The sequence below is a fragment of the Rhodococcus sp. G6(2025) genome (assembly GCF_058628105.1).
In genome coordinates this window covers 707909-725000 of sequence record NZ_CP179750.1, presented here as the reverse complement: position 1 = coordinate 725000, position 17092 = coordinate 707909, and the positions used below count along the sequence as shown (strand labels likewise).

General features: G+C 68.4%; 16 protein-coding genes (1 of these 16 only partly in view). 2 read left to right on the top strand and 14 right to left on the bottom strand.

Translation table 11 applies throughout. The features are described from left to right. From ACLIVD_RS03510 to ACLIVD_RS03495, 4 genes are all read right to left on the bottom strand, one after another. Positions 1-1002: the 5' portion of a DNA polymerase III subunit delta' gene (locus tag ACLIVD_RS03510; protein ID WP_280782883.1), read on the bottom strand. It extends 213 nt beyond the left edge of the window; only the first 1002 of its 1215 coding nucleotides appear in the window; it begins with the start codon at positions 1000-1002; its stop codon lies off the left edge, out of view. Positions 1003-1054: 52 nt separating this feature from the next. Beyond that, complete coding sequence (gene topA, locus ACLIVD_RS03505) at positions 1055-3976, bottom strand: type I DNA topoisomerase (protein ID WP_283354206.1); 2922 nt, start codon at positions 3974-3976, stop codon at positions 1055-1057. Positions 3977-4113: 137 nt separating this feature from the next. Further along, a complete protein-coding gene (locus ACLIVD_RS03500; protein ID WP_491931959.1) occupies positions 4114-4698 on the bottom strand; it encodes a hypothetical protein in 585 nt (194 codons plus the stop codon). A gap of 141 nt (positions 4699-4839) precedes the next feature. After that, entirely contained in the window at positions 4840-5043 is a 204-nt protein-coding gene (locus tag ACLIVD_RS03495; protein ID WP_005248460.1) for a cold-shock protein, read from the bottom strand. A gap of 397 nt (positions 5044-5440) precedes the next feature. On the opposite strand from ACLIVD_RS03495, the gene ACLIVD_RS03490 reads away from it, so the two are divergent. Then, positions 5441-7804: a DEAD/DEAH box helicase gene (locus tag ACLIVD_RS03490; protein ID WP_491931958.1), complete on the top strand. Its 2364-nt coding sequence runs from the start codon at positions 5441-5443 to the stop codon at positions 7802-7804. 4 nt (positions 7805-7808) lie between these two features. On the opposite strand, the gene ACLIVD_RS03485 is transcribed toward ACLIVD_RS03490, so the two are convergent. Next, entirely contained in the window at positions 7809-8591 is a 783-nt protein-coding gene (locus tag ACLIVD_RS03485) for a CoA-transferase subunit beta (RefSeq protein ID WP_491931957.1), read from the bottom strand. Continuing rightward, a complete protein-coding gene (locus ACLIVD_RS03480; RefSeq protein WP_005248463.1) occupies positions 8588-9508 on the bottom strand; it encodes a CoA transferase subunit A in 921 nt (306 codons plus the stop codon). The genes ACLIVD_RS03485 and ACLIVD_RS03480 overlap by 4 nt, the downstream gene beginning before the upstream one ends. Positions 9509-9618: 110 nt before the next feature. Between ACLIVD_RS03480 and ACLIVD_RS03475 the strand changes: the two genes are divergently transcribed. Further along, entirely contained in the window at positions 9619-10515 is an 897-nt protein-coding gene (locus tag ACLIVD_RS03475; protein ID WP_280782888.1) for a LysR family transcriptional regulator, read from the top strand. Between the two features lie 9 nt (positions 10516-10524). Here ACLIVD_RS03475 and ACLIVD_RS03470 read toward each other — a convergent pair whose 3' ends face one another. The 8 genes from ACLIVD_RS03470 to ssd all read right to left on the bottom strand — a co-directional run bounded on the left by ACLIVD_RS03470 (position 10525) and on the right by ssd (position 16786). Beyond that, positions 10525-11934 (bottom strand): MFS transporter, encoded by a 1410-nt coding sequence (locus tag ACLIVD_RS03470; RefSeq protein ID WP_105421745.1) that lies wholly within the window; start codon positions 11932-11934, stop codon positions 10525-10527. A gap of 189 nt (positions 11935-12123) precedes the next feature. Next, positions 12124-12480: an Rv3654c family TadE-like protein gene (locus ACLIVD_RS03465; RefSeq protein WP_491931956.1), complete on the bottom strand. Its 357-nt coding sequence runs from the start codon at positions 12478-12480 to the stop codon at positions 12124-12126. Beyond that, positions 12477-12851 carry a TadE family type IV pilus minor pilin gene (locus ACLIVD_RS03460; RefSeq protein ID WP_491931955.1) on the bottom strand — a complete coding sequence of 125 codons (375 nt, stop codon included), beginning with the start codon at positions 12849-12851 and terminating at the stop codon, positions 12477-12479. Before ACLIVD_RS03460 ends, ACLIVD_RS03465 begins: the two co-directional genes overlap by 4 nt. Further along, on the bottom strand, positions 12851-13069 hold the full coding sequence (locus tag ACLIVD_RS03455; protein WP_105421752.1) for a DUF4244 domain-containing protein: 219 nt from the start codon (positions 13067-13069) through the stop codon (positions 12851-12853). The genes ACLIVD_RS03460 and ACLIVD_RS03455 overlap by 1 nt, the downstream gene beginning before the upstream one ends. A 57-nt stretch (positions 13070-13126) precedes the next feature. Further along, positions 13127-13717, bottom strand: a complete 591-nt coding sequence (locus ACLIVD_RS03450) for a type II secretion system F family protein (RefSeq protein WP_477956298.1) — start codon at positions 13715-13717, stop codon at positions 13127-13129. Beyond that, complete coding sequence (locus tag ACLIVD_RS03445; protein ID WP_491931953.1) at positions 13714-14505, bottom strand: type II secretion system F family protein; 792 nt, start codon at positions 14503-14505, stop codon at positions 13714-13716. Before ACLIVD_RS03445 ends, ACLIVD_RS03450 begins: the two co-directional genes overlap by 4 nt. Beyond that, positions 14502-15704, bottom strand: a complete 1203-nt coding sequence (locus ACLIVD_RS03440; protein ID WP_491931952.1) for a TadA family conjugal transfer-associated ATPase — start codon at positions 15702-15704, stop codon at positions 14502-14504. The genes ACLIVD_RS03445 and ACLIVD_RS03440 overlap by 4 nt, the downstream gene beginning before the upstream one ends. Then, positions 15701-16786, bottom strand: a complete 1086-nt coding sequence (ssd, locus tag ACLIVD_RS03435) for a septum site-determining protein Ssd (RefSeq protein WP_491931951.1) — start codon at positions 16784-16786, stop codon at positions 15701-15703. The genes ACLIVD_RS03440 and ssd overlap by 4 nt, the downstream gene beginning before the upstream one ends. Positions 16787-17092 lie beyond the last annotated feature (306 nt).

Sequence of the window (17092 nt, the reverse complement as noted above, 5' to 3'; positions counted from 1 at the left end):
TTTCCATGCGACGGCGAGCGCGTCGCGGTAGAGACCGGCCAGATCGATCAATGCACGGTCGAGTGCGTCACGGCCCGTGCGAGTGGCCCTGGACTTCTGGCGCTTCTCGAGATCCTTCAGCACGCCGGCCGAGCCTCGCAGAGCTCCGGCAGCACCCTTGCCGGTGCCGCCCGCCCCCAGCGCGGTGCGCAACTCCTCGGTCTCCTGCTCGTCCCTGGACGCGCTCATCTCCTTCGCCTCCGCATCGGCCGAACGCACCAGTTCCTCCGCCGCGGCGAACGCGGTGGCGGGTCGCAGTGCCGCGACAGCGAGATCCAGAGCGTCCTTACGACGCACTTTGGCATTGAGATCTGTCGCAAGACGTCGGGCGCGCCCGACGTGACCGCCGCTGATCGAGGCTGCCAGTCGCGCATCGGCGGGATCCAGGCCGTCCCGCTCGCGCAGGACCTTGGCGATGGAATCAGCCGACGGGGTCACGAGATGGACGTGCCGGCAGCGCGACCGCAGCGTCACGGAGATGTCCTGCGGGTCGACGGAGGGCGCACACAACAGGAACACGGTGCGATCCGGCGGCTCCTCCACCACTTTCAGGAGGGCGTTGGCCGCCCCCTCGGTGAGCCGGTCCGCGTCCTCGACGACCACGATCTGCCAGCGCCCGGTGCTCGGCCGTCGGGCGGCGGTCTGCACGATGGCGCGCATCTCCTTGACGCTGATGCTCAGGCCCTCGGGGACGACCTGCCGGACGTCGCCGTGGGTACCGGCCATCGCTGTGGTGCAGGCGTGGCAGACGCCGCAGCCCGGAACGCCGTCGCTGGTGCATTGGAGTGCTGCGGCGAAACACTGCGCGGCCACCGACCTACCCGATCCGGGCGGGCCGGTGAACAGCCACGAATGCGTCATCGAGGAGCCCATCGCACCGACTCCGCGACGGGCCGCGGTCGCCGCGGCCGTCAGCTCGGCCTCGACGTCCTCTTGGCCCACCAACCGGTCGAATACCGTCACCGCGCCAGCCTAACCGGCACATGCGACAGCACGACCGGCCCGAGGTACCGGCTCACGCCTTCTTGTCCGCTGCCTTCTTCGAGGCCGCCTTCTTGGCCGGCGCCTTCTTGGCGGCGGTCTTCTTTGCCGCCTTCTTGGCCGGCGCCTTCTTCGCGGTCGCCTTCTTCTTGACGGGACCGCGGGCACGCCGATCCGCCAGCAGTTCCGAAGCGCGGGCGTCGGTGATGGACTCCACCTCGTCGCCCTTGCGGAGGCTGGCGTTGGTTTCACCGTCGGTCACGTACGGCCCGAACCGGCCGTCCTTGATCACCATCGGCTTCTCGCTGACCGCGTCGACGCCCAGCTCACGCAGCGGCGGGGTGGCCGCGGCCTGACGACCGCGGCGCTTGGGCTCCGCGTAGATCTTCAGAGCCTCGTCGAGGGTCACCGTGAACATCTGGTCCTCGGTGGCGAGGGACCGCGAATCCGTCCCCTTCTTCAGGTACGGGCCGTAGCGACCGTTCTGCGCGGTGATCTCTTCCTTGGACTCCGGATCGACACCCACGACGCGCGGCAGCGACAGCAGCTTGAGGGCGTCGTCGAGGGTCACCGTAGCCAGGTCCATCGACTTGAGCAGCGAACCCGTCCGTGGCTTCGGACCGGTGGCCTTCTTCGCCGCCGCCTTCTTCGCGGGCGCCTTCTTGGCAGCTGTCTTCGTCTTGGTCGTCCCGTCGCCGGATTCGTCCGTCACCGGCACCACTGCCGGTTCGGGCTCCGGTTCCGGCTCGGGAAGGATCTCGGTGACGTAGGGGCCGAAGCGGCCTTCCTTCGCGACGATCTCGTGGCCGGTGAGCGGGTCGACGCCCAGCTTGCGACCCTCCTGCGGCGTCGAGAACAGCTTCTCCGCGTACTCCGGTGTCAGCTCGTCCGGCGGAAGGTCGTCGGGCAGGTTGGCCCGCTGGGAGATGAGGTCGCCCTCGGGATCGTCCGGGTTCTGGACCATCCGCTCGAGGTACGGACCGAACCGTCCGACGCGGACGTGCACTTCCCGTCCCTCGGCGTCGTCGAAGAGCCTGATCGAGTTGACCTCGCGAGCGTCGATCTCCTCGAGGTTGACGCCGACCATCTTCTTCAGGCCGCCCTCACGGGCAACCGAACCCTCGGCGCCGTGATCGCCGCCGAAGTAGAAACTGCTCAGCCAGTTGCCGCGCTGTTCCCGGCCACCGGCGATCGCGTCGAGGTCGTCTTCCATCCCGGCGGTGAAGTCGAAGTCGACCAACCGCCCGAAGTGCATCTCGAGGAGACCGATGACGGCGAACGCCACCCAGGACGGGACCAGCGCGCTGCCGCGTTTGTAGACGTATCCGCGATCGAGAATGGTCTTGATGATCGACGAATAGGTGGACGGGCGGCCGATGCCCAGCTCTTCGAGGGTCTTGATCAGGCTCGCCTCGGTGTAGCGGGCGGGCGGGTTGGTGGTGTGGCCGTCGGGGTCGAGCTTGGTGGCGGTGACCGCCTGGCCCTCGACGAGCACCGGCAGGCGCGACTCGGCGTCGTCGGACTGGCCGCCGGCCTCCTCGTCGACGCTCTCCACGTAGGCCTTCAGGAATCCGGCGAACGTGATGGTGCGGCCCGAGGAGGAGAAGGTGCATTCCTCGCCGGTGCCCGCGGTTCCGGTGATCCGCAGGGTCAGCGTCGTGCCCCGCGCGTCCGCCATCTGCGACGCCACGGTCCGCTGCCAGATCAGCTCGTACAGGCGGAACTCGTCGGTGTCGAGGCGGGAGTGCAGCTGACCAGGGGTCTGGAACACGTCACCGGCCGGGCGGATGGCCTCGTGCGCCTCCTGCGCGTTCTTGACCTTGCGCGTGTACTGGCGCGGTGTGTCGTGCACATACTCGGCGCCGTACAACTCGGTGGCCTGCGCGCGGGCGGCAGCGATCGCCGACGACGACAAGGTCGTCGAGTCGGTACGCATGTAAGTGATGTAGCCGTTCTCGTACAGCCGCTGCGCGATGCGCATGGTCCGCTCGGACGTGAAGCGGAGCTTGCGGCCCGCCTCCTGCTGCAACGTCGACGTCATGAACGGCGCGTACGGCTTGCGGGTGTACGGCTTGCTCTCGGCGGAGGAGACGGTGAGGTCGACACCGGCGAGGGACTCGGCCAGACGCTGCGCCCGCGCCTCGTCCAGAACCGTGACGGTGCTCGTCTTCAGCTGGCCGTCCGCGCCGAAGTCGCGGCCGGTGGCCACCCGGGAGCCGTCGACGCTCACCAGACGCGCCCCGAAACTGCGGGGGCTGGCCTCGGCGCCGGCGTCGAGGGTGGCGGAGATGTCCCAGTAGGACGCCGAACGGAAGGCCATCCGCTCGCGTTCGCGCTGCACGATGACGCGGGTGGCGACGGATTGCACGCGGCCCGCCGACAGCCTCGGCATGACCTTCTTCCACAGCACGGGGCTGACCTCGTAGCCGTACAGACGGTCGAGGATGCGGCGGGTCTCCTGAGCGTCGACCAAGTCGGTGTCGAGTTCACGGGTGTCCTCGGCCGCGGCGCGGATGGCCGGCTCGGTGATCTCGTGGAAGACCATCCGGCGAACCGGGATCTTCGGCTTGAGCGTCTCGAGGAGGTGCCAGGCGATCGCTTCGCCCTCGCGGTCGGGGTCGGTGGCCAGGAAGAGTTCGTCGGCGTCCTTGAGGAGACTCTTCAGCTCCGTGACCTTGGACTTCTTCTCCGGACTGACCACGTAGAGCGGTTCGAAATCATGGTCGACGTTGACGCCGAGCCGCGCCCACGACTCACCCTTGTACTTGGCCGGGACGTCTGCGGCTCCGCGCGGAAGGTCACGAATGTGGCCGACCGACGCCTCGACGACATAGTTCTTTCCGAGGTACGGGGCGATCTTGCGGGCCTTGGTCGGCGACTCGACGATCACGAGGCGGCGAGGCTGGCCGGACGCTCCCGCCGCACCCTGTGCACTGCCGTTGTCCCCTTTAGCCACCTGTAGCCCGAGCCTTCCTGAAGTCGATCGCTGCCACTCGACAGTTGTGCAGACAAACCCTTTTATACCCGGTTCGCCTATTACTAGAGTGACATACCCGGAACCCATCCTCGCAGATCAGTACCGTCTACGCGGCTCTACACGTGGGGCCAACCGGTACGGTCGTCCAAATTTCCGGGCGCCTCGCCGATGCTCTCGACGAGTCTGCCGAGCCTACGCCGACCCGAGATTCGGAGCCCCGGACCGGAGCCACGGGTGCCGATCAGCGTCGGCGCGATGCCCGCTCTCATCAATGCCTGAGCCAACGGCGCGTAGGTATCCGGGGCGTGCGGATCGAGTCCGAGGACGAACCGTTCCCTCTCTGCTTCGCTCCTGCCCGACGCGAGAGCCCACACCCTCAGCTGACGCCCCGACGGCACCCAGCCGGAGGGCACCGCCTTGACCGCTCCCCTCGTCCACTGGTCCGCGAGCGGCCGCAAGTCGACGACCGACGCGGTGCGGACCAGAGGGCTTCCCTCGTCGCTGCGCGTGATCTCGACCTCGAGTCCGGCCTCGGTGATCAACTCCGCAATCGCCTCTGCCCGCCACTGCGCGTCGACCACGATCGAGATGCGCGCACGCCCGGCCGATGTGACCACCTGCCCCGTCGCGGCGAGAAGACCGCACAGATCGGTGACTGCCGGCGGCATCGCCTCCGCGGAGAAGAAGGAGAGCTGGCTCACTGAAGTACCCCCTTATGCCACGGCACCGTTGCCGTGAAAACGACTCGTCCCCCACCGCCTCAGGCGATGGGGGACGAATCAGACGCGGTCACGAGGACCCCGCCTATCTGATTTACGTGTTCACGAATGTGAACGGCAGAATCAGACTGCGCGAACGCCGGTAGCCTGGGGGCCCTTGGTGCCCTGGCCGACCTCGAACTCCACGCGCTGGTTCTCCTCGAGGGTGCGGAAGCCGCTGCCCTGGATCTCGGAGTAGTGAACGAAGACGTCAGCGGAGCCGTCTTCGGGTGCGATGAAGCCGAAGCCCTTTTCCGCGTTGAACCACTTCACAGTGCCCTGTGCCATGCTTTTCCTTCTCTTTCTAACCACCGGATTCGGCGGACAGCACATACAGTCCGCCGGGCCGGTTCCGACCGCTGTACTTCTAGATTTCCCCCTCAGGAAAAGCAGAGCACCGCGTTCGCAACATCGATCCTGCGAGCGTTCACTCTTTCAAGCCTACGAACACAGAAGCTGCGACCAGTTGTAGTCAACCATGAACTCCGCGAACGCAACAGTCGAAATCCGAACAATTCACACAAAAAGTTGATCTTGTAGCGAACAGGCACGAAACAGTGGATTGACGCGGGGGGCACGACACCCCGGGCGACAGCCCCGGAGAGGCACTCGTTATCATCAAATGCGCAGGTCGTGGCGGTGGGGAAGCTACTCGCCCGTCCCCTACGACAGCCCGGAGACATCAGTGAGCACACCGTTTTCACCACGTGACGACAGTGGAAATACGGGCGAAACATACGGCCGGGCGCTGCTGAACCGAGTCCTCGAGGGCGTTCCCCGAGACGAAAACCCGCTCACTTTCGCCGCCGAAATGCCTGCCCGGACTTCTCAGCTGTCGGAATGGCCCGCGTGGGCGCACCCGAGCGTCGTCCGGGCCATGCAGGAGAACGGGATCCCCCGTCCCTGGACGCACCAGGCCGCCGCCGCCGACCTGGCACATCACGGGACGAACGTCGTGGTGTCGACCGGCACCGCCTCGGGCAAGTCCCTGGCCTACCAGCTTCCGGTACTCACCACTCTGGCAACGGATCCGCGGGCTACCGCCCTTTACCTCTCGCCGACCAAGGCGCTGGGAGCAGACCAGCTGCGGGCCGTGACCTCGCTCATCGACTCGGAAGTCCTGGACGCCGGGGACGACCTCCGGGGCGTGTGCCCGTGCGTGTTCGACGGCGACACCCCACTCGAAGTGCGGCACTGGGCACGGGAGAACTCGCGGTGGCTCTTCACGAACCCCGACATGCTGCACATCTCCCTCCTCCGGACCCATCAGCGATGGGCGCACTTCTTCCGGAACCTGGCCTACGTGGTGATCGACGAATGCCACTCCTACCGTGGTGTCTTCGGCTCGAATGTCGCGCTCGTGCTGCGGCGGCTCCGGCGCATCGCGGCACGGTACGGCGCCGAACCCGTCTTCGTCCTCGCGTCCGCGACGACGGCGGACCCCGGGGCGGCGGCGTCACGGCTGATCGGAGCGCCCTGCGCCGAGGTAGTGGAAGACGGTTCACCACACGGTCCCCGGACGGTCGCGCTGTGGGAACCCCCGCTCATGCGGGAGGTCACCGGGGAGAACGGAAGCCCCGTTCGACGGCCCGCCGGTTCGGAGGCCGCGCGCATCATGGCCGACCTGATGGTCGAGGGGGCCCGCACGCTCACCTTCGTGCGCTCCCGTAGGGGCGCGGAACTGACCGCGATGGCGACCAAACGCCTACTCGGGGAGATCGATCCCGAACTCTCGTCGCGAGTCGCGTCGTATCGAGCCGGGTACCTCGCCGAGGATCGGCGTGAGCTCGAGACCGCACTCGCGGACGGCACACTACTGGGGGCGGCGACGACGAATGCGCTGGAACTCGGCGTCGACATCGCCGGCCTCGACGCCGTCGTGGTCGCCGGGTTCCCCGGCACGGTGGCGTCGTTCTGGCAGCAGGGAGGCCGGTCCGGGCGACGAGGCGAAGGATCGCTCGTAGTCCTGGTCGCGCGTGACGACCCTCTCGACACCTACCTCGTCCACCACCCGTCCGCGCTGCTCGACAAACCCGTCGAGGCGACCGTCACGGACCCGAGCAATCCGTACGTCCTCGGCCCGCAGTTGCTCTGCGCGGCAATGGAACTACCACTGTCCGACGCCGAGGCCGAGGCGTTCGGGGCGATCGACGTTCTCGGAAAGCTGGCCGAGCAAGGCCTGATCCGCCGGCGGGCACACGGCTGGTTCGTCACCGCCGGCACAAATCCTCATGGCGCAGTGGATATCCGGGGTGGAATCGGAACCCAGGTGGCAATTGTCGTGTCGGAATCCGGACGCATGCTCGGAACTGTCGACACGGGCCGCGCTCCCGCCACGGCACATCCCGGCGCCGTCCACATCCATCAGGGTGAGTCGTACGTCGTCGACGAACTCGACCTCGACCAGGGACTCGCCCTGGTGCACGCGGAGGACCCGGACTGGACGACGTCGGCCCGCGAGACCACCGAGATCACCGTCACCTCGGTGCTCGAGCAGAAGCAGTTCGGCGACGTCGAGGTGGCGCTCGTCGAGGTGGAGGTGACCCATCAGGTGATCGGGTACCTGCGACGGCTGCCTTCGGGCGAGGTCCTCGACGCGGTCGAACTGGACATGCCGAAGCAGACCCTCCCCACCCGCGCCGTGATGTACACCGTCACCCCGGAACTTCTGGTGCGGGCCGGTGTTCCGGCCGACCGCGTGCCCGGTTCGCTCCACGCCGCCGAACATGCCGCGATCGGGCTCCTGCCGCTCGTCGCGGTGTGCGATCGAGGCGACATCGGCGGCGTCTCGACGGCGGTGCACGCCGACACCGGACTTCCCACCGTGTTCGTCTACGACGGTCATGCAGGCGGCGCCGGATTCGCCGACCGGGGTCACGCCGAACTCACCCGATGGCTCGGCGCGACCCGGGAAGCGATCGAATCGTGCGAATGCACGTCAGGGTGCCCGTCCTGCGTGTACTCACCGAAGTGCGGAAACGGCAACGACCCCCTCGACAAGGACGGCGCGATCCGGGTCCTGACGGCGGTACTGGACTCGCTCGGCTGACGGGTCAGCGCAGATACAGCCGAACCTTGTCGATCACATCGCGGAGCAGGTGAATCTCCATGCGGGTCGGCGGGGCGGTGACGGTGAGATCGTCCGCGACCTTCAGCTCCCAGCCGGTCTGGGCTCGCACGTCGTCGACGGTGACCCCCTCGTGCACGCTGACCAGTTCGAGTTCGTCGAACGGGCCCTGCCGCGACAGCACCCCGAGGTTCGTGAACACCTTCGTCACCCCTCGGCCACGAGGCATGATCCCGTCACCTTCAGCCCGGGCCCGGACGGGACTCGGCGACGTGCAGAAGTCGAGTTCCGCGGGGAAAGCGCTGGGGTCGTGTCGGCGCATCACCACGAAGATCTCGCCGGCGTTGGGCATGATCTCCACGGCGCCACCGGCACCGGGCAACCGGACCGTCGGCTTGCCCCAGTCTCCGATGATGCTGGTGTTGAGGCTGCCGTACCGGTCGATCTGGGCCGCGCCGAGGAATCCGACGTCGACGTTGCCGCCCTGCAGCACGTAGCCGAACAACGCTGACATCGACACCACCGACTCCGCGCCCGACACGACGACCGAGTCGGCGATGCCCTCGGCCATCGCGGCGGGGTGGGCGCCGCACACTCCCGATTCGTAGATCAATTCGACGTCCGGGTTACTTGTCCTCTTGGCGAGATCGACGGCGAGAGTCGGCAAGCCGACGCCGGCGAAGACGCGCCCCTTCCCGGCGAGTTCGCGGGCGGCGACGGACACGATGATCTCCGTCGCCGAGACCGCTCCGAGTGGTGCTGTGCTCATTTCCGGCTCCCGTAGTCGACTGGTTCGGAGAATCGAGGCTCGACGGCGAGGTCGTTCCAGTAGTCGCCGCCGAGTTTGTCCAGGTACTCGTCGTGATTCGCGGTGCCATGGATCCACTCCTTCAGCCACGCCTGCAGGAGTGCGGAGTCCTTGCTGATCGCGGTCCAGCGTCGGTAGAACGCGCAGTCCCGGTCGTAGTAGCCCTGCACGTAGGACGGATGCGCCCCGCGCGGACAGACGACGACGGCATCGACCGCGTGAGAAGGGATCAGCGTGCGGCTGGGGTCGGAGCGGACGACCTCGTCGTCGACGATCTCCTCGACGACCACGATCGCCTTCCCCGCGGCGTACACCGCTTCCTGCTGAACCCCGGAGATACCCCAGATCTGCACGTTGCCGTGACGGTCGGCGCGCTGCGCGTGAACGATGGTGACGTCCGGGTTCAGCGGAGGCACGACGTACACGGTGCCCTCCCCGTAGGGATCGTCGACGAGTCGAATTCGCGGGTTGAGCCGCGGAAGGTCGCTTCCGGCATAGGAGCGCAGCGGAAAGAACGGGAGGCGCGCGGCGCCCGCCTGATAGCGGCAGACCATTCCGTAGTGGCTGTACTCCTCGACCTCGAGGGCAACCGGATCGTGGTGCTCGATACGGCGTCGCAACTCGTGCAGGGATCCGGCGGATCCGCTCGCGAAGAACGAGGCCACGAGCTTGGTGACACAACCGGCGGCCACGAGTTGATCCGACACGATGTCGGGCGTCATCCGGCACAGCGTGAGGTTCTGCCGCTGCTGCCGGATGATCTCGTGGGCGGCCGCGAACGAGATGAGATGCGAGAAGCCCTCGAGGCACACGGTCATGCCGTCTTCGACGTACGTTCCTATGGCTTCCGCCATGCTGACCACTTTGCTCATCGCCATGCCCTTCTCCGGGACGACGGGACGTCGCCTCGGGACCTTCCCCACCGGATTACCGCCGTTTGACTCAATAGTGTTGACAAATCTGTTGCCGGAACTGCAATAGTTCTCCCGTGGAGATTTCTCAGATCACTGCCTTTCTCGCGGTCGCCGAGGAGTTGCACTTCGGCCGCGCCGCACAGCGCCTGCACTCGGCCCAGCCGCCGCTGAGCCGCACGATTCGGCAACTGGAAAAGCAGCTCGGGGCAACTCTTTTCGAAAGAAACACGCGGAACGTGCGGTTGACCTCCGCCGGTGAGGCACTGCTCGGCCCGGCACGCGAGATCCTGGACGCCTGCCGGCTCGCGGAAATCGCCGTCGCCGCCGCCGGGCGCGGACAGGTCGGCCGGGTCCGCATCGGCTTCGCCGGAGTCTCGTCCCACCTGCTCATCGGGCGGTGGGCGAAACTCGTCCGGCACACCCATCCGGGTATCGAATTCGTTCTGGACAGTTCCGCTTTCGCGAGCGAAGCACTGAACAAGCTCCTCGACGGAACCCTCGACATCGGTCTGGTCCGGTGGATCTTCACCCCGCCGGGCATCGCGTCTCGCGTCATCCTCAACGAGGAATTCGTGGTGGCCCTGCCCACCGACCACCCGCTCGCGGGCAGGGACGGCGTTCGCATCGAGGAACTGGCCACCGAGCCGTGGGTGACGCTGCCCGCCGATCCCGGATCGGCGCTGCGCGACTCCCTGCAGAGGGCGGCCCACGACGCCGGTTTCACGCCCCGGATCGTGCAGAGCGCCCCGGACTCGATGGCGTTGATGGCGTTGGTGTCCGCGGAGGTCGGCTGCGCGTTGACCGTCTCCTCCGTGGCCGAGAACGTGAACAACCCGGATGTCGTGTTCCTCCCGCTGGTCGGCGGTCCCAGCACCCTGCAACTGCGGATCGCGTGGCGAGCGGACGACGACAACGCCGCCTTGCGGGAAGTCCTCCGGCTGTCCGAGGAGGCATTGCCCACGCCAGAATGACCTGCGCGGTCAGGTGTGGGCTGTCGCACGGGCCTGCCCTGCACTGGGAGCGGTGTCCACCGCATCGTCCTCATCGATGTCGAGCTGCAGTTCGTCCGCGTCGGATTGCTCCGCGGTCGACAACCGGCGCGCGTCGAATCCGGTCCGGTTCAGCAACAACAGCGTGCAGACCAGGGAGACGGCGGCATAGCCGGCCGACACGAACGCAACGCCGACGATGTTTCCGGACGAGTTGAGCATCCACTGCGCCAGCACCGGGGTGCCGCCGCCGACGACCAGCGAACACAGCTGGTAGGCCGCGGAAAGACCGGTGTAGCGGATGTTGGCGGGGAAGGCACGCGCGAGCACTCCGGCGATGGCGCCGTAGAACATCGAGTGCGGAATGGTCGCGAGGCACATCGCGACGACGGCAATGGCGAAGTTCTCGGTCCGGATCGCGAAGAACATTGCCGGCATCAGGACGAACTCGGGAATCACCATGATGCACATGGCTTTCCGCATGTCGATCCGGGACACCAGGACGGCGCCGAACGGCTGCACGATGAACTGGACCACGAGGGCGATGGCGATGGCGCCGAGGAACGTGCCCCGGTCGTAGCCGAGTTCGCTGGTGGCCCAGGACAACGCGAAGGTGTTCTTGAAGTACGTCACCTGGGCCAGGGGCAGCGCGCCTGCACCGAGGAGGACGAGGACCCAATGCTTGCGCAGCACCTCACCGATCGGCAGTGCGACGGTCTTCTTGCGCTTCAGCACGGTCTTCATCGCGTCCGACTCTTCGAGCTTGAGACGGATGATCATGCCGACGATCACCAGGGCCGCGGAGATCAGGAACGGGATGCGCCAGCCGTAGAGCACGAACGCCGGGGTGGGCATGGCGGAGAGCAGGAAGAACGCCATCGTCGCCAGGAGGTTTCCGGCGGGCGACCCCTGCTGGGCGAACGCCGAGTACAGAATCCCCTTCCCCTTGGGTGCGTTCTCACTGGCGATCAGGACAGCCCCGCCCCATTCACCGCCCACTGCCACACCCTGGACGACCCGGAGGAACACCAGGGCAGCGGGCGCCCATATTCCGATCTGCGCGTAGGAGGGCAGGAGTCCGATTCCGACGGTGGCGGTGCCCATCATCATGAGCGTGATGACCAGCGTGTTCTTCCGACCGATCTTGTCGCCGAGATGGCCGAAGACGATGCCGCCGATGGGACGGGCGAGGAACCCGGCCCACAACGTGACGAACGCGAGGAGCGTTCCCATGCCCGCCGGCAGGGTGTCGGAGAAGAACACCTGACCGAAGACCAGCGCCGACGCAGTGCCGTAGATGTAGAAGTCGTACCACTCGATCGTGGTGCCGATGAACGAGGCGATACCCGCCCTCCGCGCCTTTGTCTCTGCCTCGGTCCGCTTCGGTGGTGCCGTGGTCATGTAATGCCCTCTCTCGCCAAAGGGAGTGGTGTGGATGAAAACCAGCTCGCATCAGTGAGACTCGCATCACAGGATCCATGCCGTCCAATACTTCCTGAGCGGCGGATTATTCCGAATCTGGTCATAGTTGCCGAAACCTCCGACACGCTGGCGTGATGCGAGTCACCGGCCCGCCTCTTCGCTTCGATGTCACTCCGCGGGACCTGCCCTCGCCACGGCGCGGGCATCCCGGACACCCAGCGAGGACAGAAGCACGGGTGCGGTGACCGCGACCTCGACGTCCCAGTCGTCGACCTCACAGGACACGACTTCGGTGCGCATTCGCCCCGCGACCTCCCGGGCCGCGGCACACGCCGCGTCGGTGCCGCGGTCCAGCCCGACGGCCGCGGCGAGGGCGGCCAGATCTGCGGCGGACTGCGCCCGGTGCCGCACCGACACCGCCGAGCCGACGTGCACCAGCATCGCCGTGAGCACCACCAGCGCCGCGAGCGCACAGCACGCCGTCACGGTCACGGAACCGCGATCGTCGCTGATCCCCGAACTCACCGCCCTCCCCCGCTCCACCCCGGCACCGTGGGTTCGAGAACCGCCACCGCCTCCGCGGAGATGTTCACGAGCGGAAGGAGTGGACTGCGTGCCCGCACGGTCGCGACGACGAACTCCCCCTCGGTTCGGACCGACACGTCGGCGCCGTCGGGTGCCACCTTCGCCGCCGTGGAGATCGCCGACTCGCGATCTCCACGGGCAGCGAGCCGTGCTGCCTCGCGGGCCGAGTCGACGCACCGGACGTGCAGTGTCGCCGCGGTGATCGCGCCGACACACAGCGCGACCACCGCCACGATCGACGCGATCGCGATGGCAGCCTCGACCGTCACGCCGCCGGCCTCGGACCGGCGCAGGTTCTCGGCAGCACTCATCACACCGCGGTGTTCAGCGCTTTGTCGATGATGTTCGTCAACGCCGTGACGATGCTGTCGCCGGTGACGACCGAATACAGCACGGCGCCGAAGGCCGCGGCCGCGATGGTGCCGATGGCGTACTCCGCCGTCGACATGCCGTCCTCGTCCGTCGCGAGCAGCGTCAAGCGAGCGGTCAATGCTCGAACTTCCGCCAAGGCCCGGATTCCGTGTCCCATGGTGTTCCCCCTTCAGAGTGTCCGGCGCAGCGGTTCTGCGCCGGAAGTGTCGATGTGTCACAACAGCCCGCCGTCCAACACCCGCGAGGCAAGCCCGACGACGACCGGGATGATGCCGAGGCAGATGAATGCCGGCAGGAAGCACAGCCCGAGGGGGCCACTGATCAGCACGCCTGCGCGTTCGGCCGACGCCGCCGCCAGATGCTCGACCTGGATCCGGCCGTCGGCGGCAAGTTCCGTCATGGAACCGGCGAGCGACGATCCCGATGCGGCCGACCGGCGCGCCATGCGGGCAAGGGATTCGGTGGCCGGGTCCGACGCGGCCGCCTCCCACGCGGTCGCCGCATCCGCCCCCAGCGACAGCAGGTCCGCGGCACGGCGCAGCGATTCCGCCAGCGGCGCCGGCGCCGTCCGCGACACGGCCTGCGCCGCGGTCGCGACGGGCAGTCCGGCGCGCAGACACGCTGCCAGGAGGTCGAAGGTCGCGGCGGTCGCGAGCGGGTCCTCGCGGCGCGTGGTGTCGTCGACCGCGGACGCCGCATCACCCGGGCCGCGACCGCCGTTGCCGCGCAGTCGCTGTACCGGCGCTCTGGGTGCGGGCAACACCAGCACGGCGCAGGCGAGGAGAAGTACCGCGCACCAGATCATCCCGTCACACGTCCGGTAATCCGGTCGGTCCACAACAGGCCCGCGCACACCAGCCCCGCACCGAGCAGCAACAGGATTCCGCCCACACCACCGCCGAACAGCACCGTCAGAGGGGCCGCCCCCATCATCTGGCCGAGACCGACACCCAGCAGCGGCAGCCCGGCGAGTACGGTCGCCGTCGCCCTCGCGCCGGCCAGCGAGGCCTCCGTTCGCTGACGGAAGCGGCTGCGTCCCAACAGGTCCGTCCGTGCAGCCTCGAGCAGTTCCGCCAGTGCGAGACCGTGCGCGTCGGCCACCGCCCAGATATCGGCGATCCGCCCCAACTCGGTACCGACACGGGAGTCCGCGATCCGGAACCCGTCCGCGGCCGATCCTCCGAGCCGCGAGCGCGCCGACGCGGCCCGGAATGCCGCCGCCACACTGCCTGCCGACTCGTCGGCCGCCGTCTGGCATGCGGCAGCCGGATGGGCACCCACCCGAAGTTCCGCCGTCACCACCTCGAGACTCGACAGTACGACACGTAGATCGGCATCCTTCGCTTTCGCCGCCCTGCGTCGCGCCGACCTGAAACGCACAGTTGCACAGACGATCGTCGCGGCGAGGACCGCGCAGAGCCCGCCCACTTCGTACACGATCGGAATGCCGGCGAGCGCCGCCGGAACCACCCAGGGCAGACGCAACCGGCGACGGAGACCTTCCCTGCCCGTCACCGCGAGCAACCGGGGCCGCGATCTCGCGGACGGCACCGCCAGCACCGCGCAGGCGAGGACCACCAGACCGGCGATCACGACGGCACCACCGTCCCCGAGTCCACCGGTCCACGCCGAGAACACAAGTGGCGGAGCCGGTCCACCGCCGGACCCTCACCCGTGTCGTGGCTCCAGGCGGGCACGATCGTGACGCGCCCGTGTTCGTCGCGAGTGACGACACCGATCTGCGTCAGCCGCCGCGCCCCGCTCGACGACCGGTGGACGTGCAGGACCACCTGCACGGCGGCGGCCAGTTGACTGTGCAGCGCCGCGCGGTCCATTCCGCCCAGTGCCGCAAGCGCTTCGAGCCGTGCCGGAACCTCCTCGGGCGAGTTGGCGTGCACCGTTCCGGCACCGCCGTCGTGACCTGTGTTGAGCGCCGTCAGCAGGTCGACGACCTCGGCGCCGCGAACCTCGCCGACGACGATCCGGTCGGGTCGCATACGCAGTGATTGCCGGACGAGGTCCCGGACGGTGACCTCACCCACGCCCTCGACGTTGGGTGCCCTGGCCACGAGCCGGACCACGTGCGGGTGCGTCGGCGCCAACTCCGCGGCATCCTCCACGCACACGATCCGTTCCGCCGGGTCCACCGCCCCCAGCAATGCGGCCAGTAGCGTGGTCTTGCCTGCGCCGGTGCCGCCGGTGACCAGGAAGGCGAGCCGTGCCTGCACGATCGTCATCAGCAGGTCGTGGGCTTCCGCGGCCACGGCACCGCCCGCGACGAGCGCGCCGAGCCCCTGGGTGGCCGGGCGCAGCACCCGCAGCGACAGGCAAGTACCGCCCTGGGCCACGGGAGCGAGGACGGCATGCAGCCGCACACCGAACGAACCGTTCCCGACGTCCCGCAACCTTCCGTCGACCCACGGCTGAGCGTCGTCGAGGCGGCGTCCGGCGGACAGCGCGAGCCGTTGCGCGAGCCGGCGCACCGCCGCCTCGTCGGTGAACCGGACGGCTGCGCGTTCGAGCCCGCGGCCTCGATCGACCCACACACGGTCGGGCGCGGTGACGAGCACGTCCGCGACTCCCGGTTCCGTCAGCAACGACTCGAGTGGGCCGGCGCCGGTGAGTTCGGTCATGAGCACCCGCAGCGCCCCGAGCAGATCGGTGTCGCCGAGCACGCCACCGGACTCGGTGCGGATGGCAGCGGCGACGGTCGCCGGCGTCGGCTCGCCGGACGTGTGCGCGAGACGTTCGCGCACCCGGTCGAGGAGATCGGGTGTGACGAGGGAGCTCATGCCGCCCACTCCCGCGACCGCGGTCTGCTGCCGACCGTGTCGAGGACCGCCTCGGCCGCGGCGCCCAGCGGGGAGCGCCTGCCCGGCCTCAGTCCGCCGTGTTCGAGCATTCCGGTGAGCGCGCGCTCGGCGCGCATCGACGCGATCAGCGGCAGGTCGAGAACCTCCGCGACGTCGGCGCCGCGGAGCCCACCGGGTGCCGGGCCGCGGACCACGAGTCCCTGGTTGGGGTTCCTCTCGGTGATCCACTGCGACACCTTTCCCGCGGCGATGCAGGCCCGGACGGTCGCGGGCACGACGAGAACCACCAGATCGGCGAGTTCGAGGACGGTTTCCGTGACCGGGCCGGGGAACCGCGACACGTCGCACACGACCAGATCGCCGGCATGGCGGCCGGCATCGGTGACCGCACGGACCGCGGCGGCTGTCGGTCCGGCGCCGTGCCCCGTCCTGCTGCAGGCGAGCACCCGCAGCCGCTCGCCGCGGGCGGGGAGGGCGTCCCGGAGCGCGGACGAGGAGATCCGGCCGCCCTCGATCGACAGACCCGACCATCGCAGTCCGGGCACGTCCTCGATGCCCAGCAGTACGTCGAGGCCGGACCCCCACGAGTCGGTGTCGAGCAGAAGGGCCGGCTGCGGCCGCGACGCGGCGGTGAGGGCGGTGGCCGCTGCCAGCGTGGAGGCGCCCGCACCGCCGCATCCGCCGACGACGGCGACGACGGTGCCGTCCGCGTCGGGACGCTGGGGTTGCTCGCCGAGCACGGCGACCAGCGCGGACTCGTCCTCGGGTACTGCGAGCACGTGTTCCGCCCCGACCGCGGTGGCGATCCGCCACTCGTCGATGCCCGGCGGCCCGTCGCACAGCAGCACCACCCGGCGCCGGCGTGGGAGCCGGTTGCGGCACGCGGCGGCTGCGCGTGCGTCGAGCACGACGATCGGGGCGCTTCCCCAGACGTGCCGGGCGTCGGCGACGTCGACCTCGTTCAGCGCCCGGTCGGCCGCTGCCGCCACGCGCCTGATGCTGTGCAGCAATGCCGGGTCGTCGACCAGAACCAGCACTTCACCCCCGCCTTCTGCGTCCATGCAGCGAGCGTGCCCGCTGCCGGAGACTGCCGGAAGGGGCTCGGCTCGAACTGTGGACAACTTCGGCCCTGTGGATAGAAACTGGTACCAGCGCACCAATTTCACGGGTTCGAGCCGAGGAGTGCGGTAGACCCGCCGCAGACAGAGGACGACCCTCGCCAGGGGGGGAGGAGGCGAGGGTCGTCAGTGTTCAGCCCCGGGGGGTCGGGCTGAACATCGTCCGGATCAAATCCGGACATCAGCAATACTACACCTCCCCCGATCAGTATTTGCAAGTTCAACTGTTGAACGTTCCGTCGTGTCGAT

What these genes read in the sequence shown, in the direction of transcription:
- ACLIVD_RS03455 (WP_105421752.1), bottom strand. Translation starts at nt 13,069, where the DNA reads ATGGGACACGGAATCCGGGCCTTGGCGGAAGTTCGAGCATTGACCGCT.
- ssd (WP_491931951.1), bottom strand. Translation starts at nt 16,786, where the DNA reads ATGGACGCAGAAGGCGGGGGTGAAGTGCTGGTTCTGGTCGACGACCCG.
- ACLIVD_RS03480 (WP_005248463.1), bottom strand. Translation starts at nt 9,508, where the DNA reads ATGGCGATGAGCAAAGTGGTCAGCATGGCGGAAGCCATAGGAACGTAC.
- ACLIVD_RS03450 (WP_477956298.1), bottom strand. Translation starts at nt 13,717, where the DNA reads ATGATCTGGTGCGCGGTACTTCTCCTCGCCTGCGCCGTGCTGGTGTTG.
- ACLIVD_RS03485 (WP_491931957.1), bottom strand. Translation starts at nt 8,591, where the DNA reads ATGAGCACAGCACCACTCGGAGCGGTCTCGGCGACGGAGATCATCGTG.
- ACLIVD_RS03440 (WP_491931952.1), bottom strand. Translation starts at nt 15,704, where the DNA reads ATGAGCTCCCTCGTCACACCCGATCTCCTCGACCGGGTGCGCGAACGT.
- ACLIVD_RS03495 (WP_005248460.1), bottom strand. Translation starts at nt 5,043, where the DNA reads ATGGCACAGGGCACTGTGAAGTGGTTCAACGCGGAAAAGGGCTTCGGC.
- ACLIVD_RS03470 (WP_105421745.1), bottom strand. Translation starts at nt 11,934, where the DNA reads ATGACCACGGCACCACCGAAGCGGACCGAGGCAGAGACAAAGGCGCGG.
- ACLIVD_RS03460 (WP_491931955.1), bottom strand. Translation starts at nt 12,851, where the DNA reads ATGAGTGCTGCCGAGAACCTGCGCCGGTCCGAGGCCGGCGGCGTGACG.